Annotated in this window: 9 protein-coding genes and 1 tRNA gene; 4 read left to right on the top strand and 6 right to left on the bottom strand. The window is 67.5% G+C overall.

The window, feature by feature from the left end; translation table 11 throughout:
• Positions 1–85: 85 nt before the first annotated feature.
• Together EXE46_RS15660 and EXE46_RS15665 are read right to left on the bottom strand one after the other, a co-directional pair.
• Complete coding sequence (locus EXE46_RS15660) at positions 86–835, bottom strand: hypothetical protein (protein ID WP_137689276.1); 750 nt, start codon at positions 833–835, stop codon at positions 86–88.
• Between the two features lie 67 nt (positions 836–902).
• Positions 903–977: transfer RNA gene (locus EXE46_RS15665), tRNA-Arg, on the bottom strand.
• A gap of 99 nt (positions 978–1,076) precedes the next feature.
• On the opposite strand from EXE46_RS15665, the gene EXE46_RS15670 reads away from it, so the two are divergent.
• Both EXE46_RS15670 and EXE46_RS15675 read left to right on the top strand, forming a co-directional pair.
• A complete protein-coding gene (locus EXE46_RS15670; RefSeq protein ID WP_137689277.1) occupies positions 1,077–1,694 on the top strand; it encodes an AAA family ATPase in 618 nt (205 codons plus the stop codon).
• Positions 1,691–2,143, top strand: a complete 453-nt coding sequence (locus tag EXE46_RS15675; RefSeq protein ID WP_137689278.1) for an RNA-binding domain-containing protein — start codon at positions 1,691–1,693, stop codon at positions 2,141–2,143. Before EXE46_RS15670 ends, EXE46_RS15675 begins: the two co-directional genes overlap by 4 nt.
• Before the next feature lies 1 nt (position 2,144).
• Here EXE46_RS15675 and EXE46_RS15680 read toward each other — a convergent pair whose 3' ends face one another.
• The 4 genes from EXE46_RS15680 to EXE46_RS15700 form a co-directional block, all read right to left on the bottom strand.
• Positions 2,145–2,747, bottom strand: coding sequence for a transporter (locus EXE46_RS15680; RefSeq protein WP_137689279.1), 603 nt, complete (start codon positions 2,745–2,747; stop codon positions 2,145–2,147).
• 213 nt (positions 2,748–2,960) lie between these two features.
• On the bottom strand, positions 2,961–3,554 hold the full coding sequence (locus EXE46_RS15690) for a GNAT family N-acetyltransferase (protein WP_137689280.1): 594 nt from the start codon (positions 3,552–3,554) through the stop codon (positions 2,961–2,963).
• A gap of 139 nt (positions 3,555–3,693) precedes the next feature.
• Entirely contained in the window at positions 3,694–4,614 is a 921-nt protein-coding gene (locus tag EXE46_RS15695; protein ID WP_137689281.1) for a DMT family transporter, read from the bottom strand.
• A 78-nt stretch (positions 4,615–4,692) separates the two neighbouring features.
• Positions 4,693–5,355, bottom strand: coding sequence for an ArsR family transcriptional regulator (locus EXE46_RS15700; protein ID WP_137689282.1), 663 nt, complete (start codon positions 5,353–5,355; stop codon positions 4,693–4,695).
• Between the two features lie 163 nt (positions 5,356–5,518).
• Between EXE46_RS15700 and gpmI the strand changes: the two genes are divergently transcribed.
• Both gpmI and EXE46_RS15710 read left to right on the top strand, forming a co-directional pair.
• A complete protein-coding gene (gene gpmI, locus EXE46_RS15705) occupies positions 5,519–7,042 on the top strand; it encodes a 2,3-bisphosphoglycerate-independent phosphoglycerate mutase (RefSeq protein WP_137689283.1) in 1,524 nt (507 codons plus the stop codon).
• A gap of 63 nt (positions 7,043–7,105) precedes the next feature.
• Positions 7,106–8,248 carry a thiolase family protein gene (locus EXE46_RS15710; protein ID WP_137689284.1) on the top strand — a complete coding sequence of 381 codons (1,143 nt, stop codon included), beginning with the start codon at positions 7,106–7,108 and terminating at the stop codon, positions 8,246–8,248.
• Positions 8,249–8,408: the final 160 nt, after the last annotated feature.

The raw sequence follows: 8,408 nt of genomic DNA on the forward strand, positions 1-8,408 counted from the left end.
TGCTGGCGACGTGGCGCCAGCAGGGACGCAATCCTTACGACGAACTCAGGCGAGTTGTCCGCGACAACGAGATGATCTCACGGGATCAAGCTGCTCCGATTGTTGAGTCTTCAGGGTAAACACGTACAAAACTCCCAATGACATTGGTAAATTTGTTTTCTGTCACAAGCTCAACAGCCTCATTTGATGAAGTTCCTCGAAGTTCCTTTAAATACACAAACACATTCACCGCCCAGAATTCGAACATTCTATCTGCATTAATAACTGCTAACTCGTACTCGCCTCGATGTAGTTTCTCCTGTGTGTCGAGATCCATCTTCTTAGGTGGATTAATGCGGATATCTTCGTTGAGATACATCTGTATTTTATCTCTCGTCTCAGAATCGATTCCGGATTCACCAAATGTTTCATTGGGAACATATACTGTCTTACTCTCGACTTTTGAATCAAAACCCCAATAAACTGTAAATTCAACAATGTTCTGGAAAGCTAAATCACGAATCCATTCGTCTTCCATAACTGCCCGGTAGACTTCTAAAAATCGATTTATCGACTTTTGAGATGCCTCAATTAATAGTCCATCATTCGTCCTATTTTCTTGACTCAAACCGCCCGGAAATCTAACTTGTACTTTCGTCCAGCAAAGATTCCCAGAGCGATCTCCTTCAGGGAATGCCGTATAGTCAAAATCAGACGACTTTTCTTTCTTAAACCGAAGTTCGGCTATTTGTCCTTCTCGCTCGATTTCAAACCGCCATTCTGGATTCTTTTCAAAACTGTCCTTCAATTTGAGCAGGTATGGTATCGTGAACTCAACATACTCTGATTCAACCATACAGCCATATTCCACCTAATTACTCTTAAATATGCCATCTCATCTCAGAAAAATAACGGAAAGGGAGCGAGCACGGTGGGATTCGAACCCACGACCATCGGATTAGAAGTCCGACGCTCTATCCTGGCTGAGCTACGTGCCCTCATTCGCACCTGATCCCCCAGTCTAAAAAACGCCCGCGGTTCGCACCGCCCGCGGGCCAACAGCAGACCTAAGTCCGCGAGCGGAGTAGCCGCCGGTAATGAACGTCATCGGAACCGTCGGCCTCCCCGGCAGCGGCAAGGGGGAGGCGGCGAACGTGGCCGCGGCGGCGGACATCCCCGTCGTCGTCATGGGCGACGTGATCCGCGCCGAGTGCCGCCGCCGCGGGCTCGACCCGGCGGAACACCACGGCCGGATGGCCGGCACGCTCCGCGAGGAGGAGGGCGACGACGCCATCGCCGCGCGGACGCTCCCGCGAATCCGGGAGGCGGCCGCCGAGAGCGACCGCGACGACGGCACCGTCCTCGTGGACGGCCTCCGCTCGACCGTCGAACTCGAACGCTTCCGCGAGGCGTTCGGCGACGACTTCACCCTCGTCGCGATCCACGCCCCGTTCGAACTGCGCGCCGAGCGGCTGGGCGAGCGCGGCCGCGACGACTCCGATGCGGACATGGCGGCGCTCCGCGAGCGCGACGAACGCGAGCTCGACCTCGGCCTCGGCGAAACCTTGGAGCGGGCGGACGTGGAGATCGACAACACCGACAGCCTCGCGGCGTTCCGCGAGCGCGTCCGCGAGGTGCTGGGCGTCGACGACGGCGAGGCCGCCGAGACGACCGACGCCACCGAGACCGCCGAGGCCGGGGGTGACGGCACGTGATCTACAGCGTCGACGTCCGGATCGAGGCGCCGGTCAACGACACGGAGGTCACCGACCGGGTCGCGGACGCGGTCCGGAACGTCTTCCCCGACGCCGAGCCGGTCCACGAGGACGGGCGGCTCGTCTCCGAGACGCACAGCCTCGACGCCTTCTCCGACGTCCTCCACGAACAGGAGATCCTCGACACCGCCCGCCGAGTCTTCCGACAGAACCGCACCGACGAGGGGTTCGCCTTCGCGCTGAAAAAGCAGGCGGCGCTCGAAGGCGTCGTCAACTTCGCGGTCGGCGAGCCGGACGAGCTCGGCGAGATCGACGTCGAGGTGCGCGTCCGCGAGCCGGACGTCGAGTCGTTCATCGACTACGTCGCGCCCGAGACCGACGAGGGGCAGCCCGTCGACCCCGTCCGCGAGTACGGCGACCGGTTCGACCCCGAAGACGAGGCGTACTGACTCAGTCGCTCAGCAGCGACGAGCCCGCGCCGCCGAGCGCGCCGAAGACGCCGGGGTAGACGGCCCCGGCGAGGAGGACGGCGGTGACGAGGTCGGGCGCCACGCTCCCGTCGCCGACCGCGTACCGGAAGAGGAAGGCGCCGACGAGCGCGAGCGGGAGGTACCCCGCGAGGACGAACGCCCCCGAACGGGCGCCGTCGAGCGGCGACTCGGCGCCAGCGACCCGCCCCGCGACGAGGCCGGCGACGAGGAGCAGGACGGGCGGGACGAGGAGTAGGAACCCCGCGCCCTCGGACTCCATCAGGAGGTTCCGCGACGACGTCCCGCCGAACACCGCGGGCGACACGGTCTCGACGAAGTGCGCGTTGTAGAACATCCAGCCGGACACCTGCCACGCCGAGATCGGGTCGCCGCCGAACAGCTCGGCGAGGAAGTTGAGCCCCGACAGCCCCTCCTCGATCCGCCCGCTCTGCGTGACGTAGACGGACAGATAGCCGAGGAGATACGCGGCGACGCCCGCGACCGCGCCGCCGGCCGCCTCCCGCGCGATGCTCGGGTTCGACGCCGTCGTCGCGTTCGTTCCACCGGATGGTGACGAGGACATGCGCCCGGTATCGTTTCGGGCGCCGTAAGTGTTTGTTGGTCGGAGACGTGTTCGAAATTCAACCGTATTCGGCGTTGAAACGCCCCTTCGGGCCGGAATCGTCGCCCCGAGAAACCGTCTTCCCGAGCTGGTCACCCCGGAACCAGCCATCACGGAACCGGCCATCCCGGAACCCGCCGTTCCGGAGCCTGCCGTCCCGGAACCGGCCTCGGATCAGGCGGTCGCCTCGCGCCACTCCGCCTGCGAGATCGTGTATCGCACCTCGTCGTGGACGCCGCCGTCGGTGAAGACGAGCGCGTTGCGGAGGCGACCCTCGCGCCGCCCGCCGAGCGCGTCGACGTACTTCTCGATCGCCCGCCGCGACTGCTCGTTGTCGGGGTGATGACCCACGGCGACGACCTCCAGATCGAGGTCGTCGAACGCGACCTCGACGAGCGCGGCGGCGCGCTCGCCGGAGTAGCCGCGACCCCAGAACCGCTTGCGGAGCCACGTGCCGAGGACCGCCGTGCGCTTCTCCCAGTCGACCTCGAAGCCGCCGAAGCCGGCGATCTCCCCGGCGCCGTCCTCGCCCTGGCGGGGGCGAATGACGTAATTCGCCGCCTCCCCCTCCTCGAACCGCTCGCGGCCGCGTTCGAGGAACTCCAGCGTCTCTCTTTTCGTCTCGTGGGGGTCCCACGTGACGTGTTCGGCTATCTCGTCGATGCCGGTATCGGCCGAGCAGATCCGGTAGCACGCGTCGAGGTCGACCTTCTCGGGACCGTTCGCCTCCAGTCGGAGTCGGTCGGTTTCGATGGTCTCGGGAAACATACCGGCGCCGACGAGGGGGAACCGATAAACTCCACCGACGGTCTGCGAGGGGTTGTCACGCGCGGTCGGCCGCCGGGCGCCCAACGCGACCGCGGCGCTCGCCCAATCGGCCGCAGGATGGCCAGCGCGACCGCGACGCTCACCCGGTCAGGCCGGCCGTTCGAAGCTCCTCGCGGATCGCGTCGCGTTTCACGAGGGCGAAGCCGACGCAGATGATCAGGAAGCCGGCGACGGTCGTGGCGGTGACCGCCTCGCCGAGGACGAGCAGGCCGACGACGGCGGCGAACACCGGCGCGACGTAGGAGACGAGGTTGATCTCGATCGGGCCGAGCCGGTCGAGCAGGTCGAAGTAGATGAGGAACCCGAGCCCGCTGGCGACGACGGAGAGGTAGCCTAAGGCGAGCAGCGACTCCGTCGTCCAGACCGCGTCGGCGACCGACTCGCCGAGCGCGAGCGAGACCAGGTGGGTGAGGCCGGCGCCGAGCAGCATCGCCCACGCCTCCATCGTCTCGATTTCGATGTCGGCCTCGGAGGCGCGGGAGAGGACGGACCCGAGCGCGAAGGAGGCCGCCGCCAGCAACACGAGCAACTTCGCTACCGTGCCGCCGCCCGTCAGGTTCGCGGGGTCCGGGTTCGCGAGGACGACCGCGCCGACGAGACCGATCGCGAGGCCGAACGCGCCGACGGCGGTCAGCCGTTCCGCGGGCAGGACGGCGCGCGCGAACACCGTGGTCAAGAGCGGCGAGAGGCTGACGATGACGGCCGCGACGGCGCTCGTCACCGCTGGGTCGGTCTCGCCGACGAACAGGAACGCGTGGTAGGCGGCGATGATGAACACGGCGCCGGAGGCGACCTCCAGCCACGCGTCGCGGCCGCGGGGGATTGGGTCGTCGACCGCGTACGCCGCGTACGCGAGCATCACCACGCCCGCCACGTCGTACCGGAGCGCCGCGAACAGCACCGGCGGGAAGTACTCCAGCCCCGCCTTGATCGCGACGAAGGCGGACCCCCACACGGCGGCGAGGACGAGGAACAGCGAGAGGTTTCTGAGACGGCTCACGTCCGCCCTCTCCCGGCGTCGCGCCAAAAGCTTCCGGAAGCGGCCCGGTTCGCTGGATTCGCCCGGAGAGAGCGCCGGTCAGCGGACCCGGTACCCGTCCGCGTCGTCGCCCGCGACGACGCCGACGTCGGAGAGCCGGCGGAGCGCCCCCTCGACCGTCGACTCGCGGGCGCCGACCTCGTCGGCGACCGCCGCGGGCGTGCCGTCGGTCTCGACCACCGCGGCGATGACGGCGGCGAAGAAGCGGCTGTCGGCCTGTCCGCCCAGTCGCTCGTCGATCTCGGCGAGCGTGTCCTCGACGCGTCCCTGAACCCACCGCTGGGCGAGCGAGAGTTCGCGGTCGAGGTTCCGGAGCCGAGCGAACTCCTCGGCGAGCTCCGCGAGGTCGCCGGTCGAGCCCGACCCGTCGGGCGCCTCGATCGAGAGGTGGGGACACCGGCCGGACATGTCGAGGCTGTTCTTCGCAGGGTAGGCGCTCTTCGCGCCGAAGCCGTACGGCGAGACGCTCACCTCCAAGCGGAGGCTGCGCGCGATCCGGAAGTACTTCCGTCGCTGGTCGTCCGTCGTCGACTCGACCAGCCCCGCCTCCTCTAACTTCCGCAGGTGGTCGATGACCGCCTTCGGGCTCACGTCCAGGTACTCCGAGATCTCCGTGACGTAACACGGCTTGGTGGCGAGAAGCCGGAGGATGCGCCGCCGGTTCTCGTTGCCGAGGAGATCGAGCAGTACCGCGGAGTCCATTAACGTGTGGTTAGCGTTCAGCGGATAAAAGGTTGGCTTCCGGCGACGTCGATCCCGGGACGGAGCGGCGGAAGTCGACGCGAGCGACCGGATCCGTGACGGTCGATCGGCGCGGTGTCGCGCCCACCGAAGGGTAGTTACCCGCCCGGCGGCACGCTCGGGTATGGAGACGGCACTCGTGATCCTCGACGGCTGGGGGCTCGGCGACCACGACCGCCTCGACGCCGTGAAGGCGGCCGACACGCCGACGTTCGACGCGGCGACGGAGCGCGGGGCGGACGGCCGCCTCGTCGTCCACGGGCGGCGCGTGGGGCTCCCCGAGGGACAGATGGGCAACTCCGAGGTCGGCCACCTCAACATCGGCGCGGGGCGGGTCGTCAAACAGGCGTACACCCGGATCACGGACGCGCTCGCCGAGGGCTCGCTCGCCGACAACGACGCGATCGCGGACGCGCTCGACCACGCGGCCTCGACCGGCGGCCGGGTCCACTTCATGGGGCTCGTCTCCGACGGCGGCGTCCACTCGGACGTGGAACACCTGCTCGCGCTGATCGACGCCGCGGCCGACGCGGGCGTCCCGGCGACGACGCACGCGTTCACCGACGGGCGCGACACGGCGCCGGAGATCGCCGACGAGTTCCTCGCCGACGTGACGGCGAAGGCCGACGAGCGCGGGACGGGCCGCGTCGCGACCGTGACCGGCCGGTACCACGCGATGGACCGCGACGAGAACTGGGAGCGGACGCGGAAGGCGTACGACGCGATCGTCTCCCGCGAGGCGCCCCACGAGGCCGAGAGCGCGGTCGCGGCCGCCAGCGAGGCGCACGCCCGCGGCGAGACCGACGAGTTCATCGAACCGACGCTCGTCGCCGACGAGCCCGCCCTCGCCGACGGCGACGCGGTGATATTCTTCAACTTCCGCGCGGACCGCGCCCGCCAGCTGGTGCGGATGCTGACGGACACCCGTCCGGAGTGGGGGTTCGACCTCGATCAGCCCGCGATCCGGATGACGACGATGACCGAGTACGACGAGACGTTCGAGTTCCCGGTCGCGTTCCCGCCGGAGATCCCGGCGAACACGATCGGCGAGGTCGTCGCGGACGCGGGCGGCACCCAGCTCCGGATCGCGGAGTCGGAGAAGTACCCCCACGTCACCTACTTCCTCAACGGCGGCCGCGAGGTCGAGTTCCCGGTCGAGATGCGGCGCATCGTCGAGAGCCCGGACGTGCCGACGTACGACCTCCAGCCGGAGATGTCCGCCCCGGAGGTGACCGACGAGGCCGTCGAGACGATCGCCGCCGACGACCCCGACCTGCTCGTCCTCAACTACGCGAACCCGGACATGGTCGGCCACACCGGCGACTTCGAGGCGGCGGTCGAGGCCGTCGAGGCCGTCGACGAACAGCTCGACCGACTGCTCGACGCGGTCGCCGACGCTGGCGCGCACGCGGTCGTCACCGCCGACCACGGGAACGCCGACGACATGGGCACGGCCGAGGATCCCCATACCGCTCACACGTTCAACCCCGTGCCGTTCGTCTACCTGACGCCCGACGGCGACGACGGGGGAAAGCGCGTGCGCGAGGACGGGTCGCTGTGCGACATCGCGCCGACGCTGCTGGACCTGACGGACCGCGAACGGCCCGCCGAGATGACCGGCGAGAGCCTGTTGGAAAATAAACGATAAACTTCGGATCGATTCTCGCTCGTTCCACGGCGTTTTAATACGCGGTCTGTCGTGTTATCTTTCATGACAGACGAGACCACGCCGGTGATCGCGGCCGCCTACCGAACGCCGCAGGGGAAAGACGGCGGCGTCTACGCGGACGTCCGCAGCGAAGACCTCTCGACGACGCTCATCGACCACGCGCTCGACGAGACGGGGCTGACCAGCGACCACGTCGACGACCTGATGTGGGGCGTCGCCCAGCAGCGGACCGAGCAGGACAACAACGTCGCGCGCGTCATCGCCCTCCTCTCCGAGCTGGGCGAGTCGGTGCCCGCGACCTCGATCAACCGCTGGTGCGCCTCCTCGATGCAGGCGATCATCTCGGCGTCGGACGCGATCGCCGCGGGCAACCGCGACTGTATCATCGCGGGCGGGGTCGAGAACATGAGCCGCGTCCCGATGGACGGCGACTCCTACCAGCACCTCCACCCGGAGCTGTCGGAGCAGTACAACGTCTTCCAGCTTCAGATGGGGATGACCGCCGAGAAGGTCGCAGAGGAGTACGACGTGAGCCGCGAGGCGCAAGACGAGTACGCGGCCCGCAGCCAGCAGCGCGCCGCCGAGGCGACCGAGTCGGGTCGGTTCGACGACGAGATCGTTCCCGTCGAGACCGAGGACGGTCTCGTCGAGGAAGACGAGGGGATCCGCCCGGACACGACCGCCGAGAAGCTCGCGGGTCTGTCGCCCGCCTTCACCGGCGACGGCACCGTCACGGCCGGGAACTCCTCGCAGATCTCGGACGGCGCCTCGCTGACCGTCGTCACGAGCAAGGCGTTCGCCGAGGAGCACGGCCTCGACGTGCTCGCGGAGGTCGGGACGAACAACGTCGCCGGCGTCGACCCCACCGTGATGGGGATCGGCCCGGTGCCCGCCACCCGTGGCCTCCTCGAACGCGCGGGCACCGAAATCGACGACTACGATCTGGTCGAACTCAACGAGGCGTTCGCCTCCCAGTGTGAGTACTCGCGGCGCGAACTCGGTATCGACGCGGACAGCTACAACGTCAACGGCGGCGCCATCGCGCTCGGCCACCCGCTCGGCGCGTCCGGCGCGCGCCTCCCCGTCACGCTCCTCCACGAGATGGAGAAGCGCGACGCCGAACGCGGCCTCGCGACGCTCTGCGTCGGCTTCGGACAGGGCGCTGCGATCGAGTTCATCCGGTAACGAACTGACGACTCTTATCGTCTGCGGTGGCGCGTGCCTGCGAGCGCCCGGTAGGGCGCGAGGAGCACGCGCGAGGGAGTCAGTCGCCGGAGCGGAGCGACGGCGACTGACGAGGCTGGGGAGGCGTGAGGCTGCGGTGCTGTGCGGTGTGGGGTGGGGC

This window comes from Halorubrum sp. GN11_10-6_MGM (genome assembly GCF_005435165.1).
GTDB lineage: Archaea > Halobacteriota > Halobacteria > Halobacteriales > Haloferacaceae > Halorubrum.

Excerpts from the sequence above, each read along its gene's own strand:
- EXE46_RS15700 (WP_137689282.1), bottom strand. The coding sequence starts at position 5,355 with ATGGACTCCGCGGTACTGCTCGATCTCCTCGGCAACGAGAACCGGCGG.
- EXE46_RS15660 (WP_137689276.1), bottom strand. The coding sequence starts at position 835 with ATGGTTGAATCAGAGTATGTTGAGTTCACGATACCATACCTGCTCAAA.
- EXE46_RS15680 (WP_137689279.1), bottom strand. The coding sequence starts at position 2,747 with ATGTCCTCGTCACCATCCGGTGGAACGAACGCGACGACGGCGTCGAAC.
- EXE46_RS15710 (WP_137689284.1), top strand. The coding sequence starts at position 7,106 with ATGACAGACGAGACCACGCCGGTGATCGCGGCCGCCTACCGAACGCCG.
- EXE46_RS15690 (WP_137689280.1), bottom strand. The coding sequence starts at position 3,554 with ATGTTTCCCGAGACCATCGAAACCGACCGACTCCGACTGGAGGCGAAC.
- gpmI (WP_137689283.1), top strand. The coding sequence starts at position 5,519 with ATGGAGACGGCACTCGTGATCCTCGACGGCTGGGGGCTCGGCGACCAC.
- EXE46_RS15670 (WP_137689277.1), top strand. The coding sequence starts at position 1,077 with ATGAACGTCATCGGAACCGTCGGCCTCCCCGGCAGCGGCAAGGGGGAG.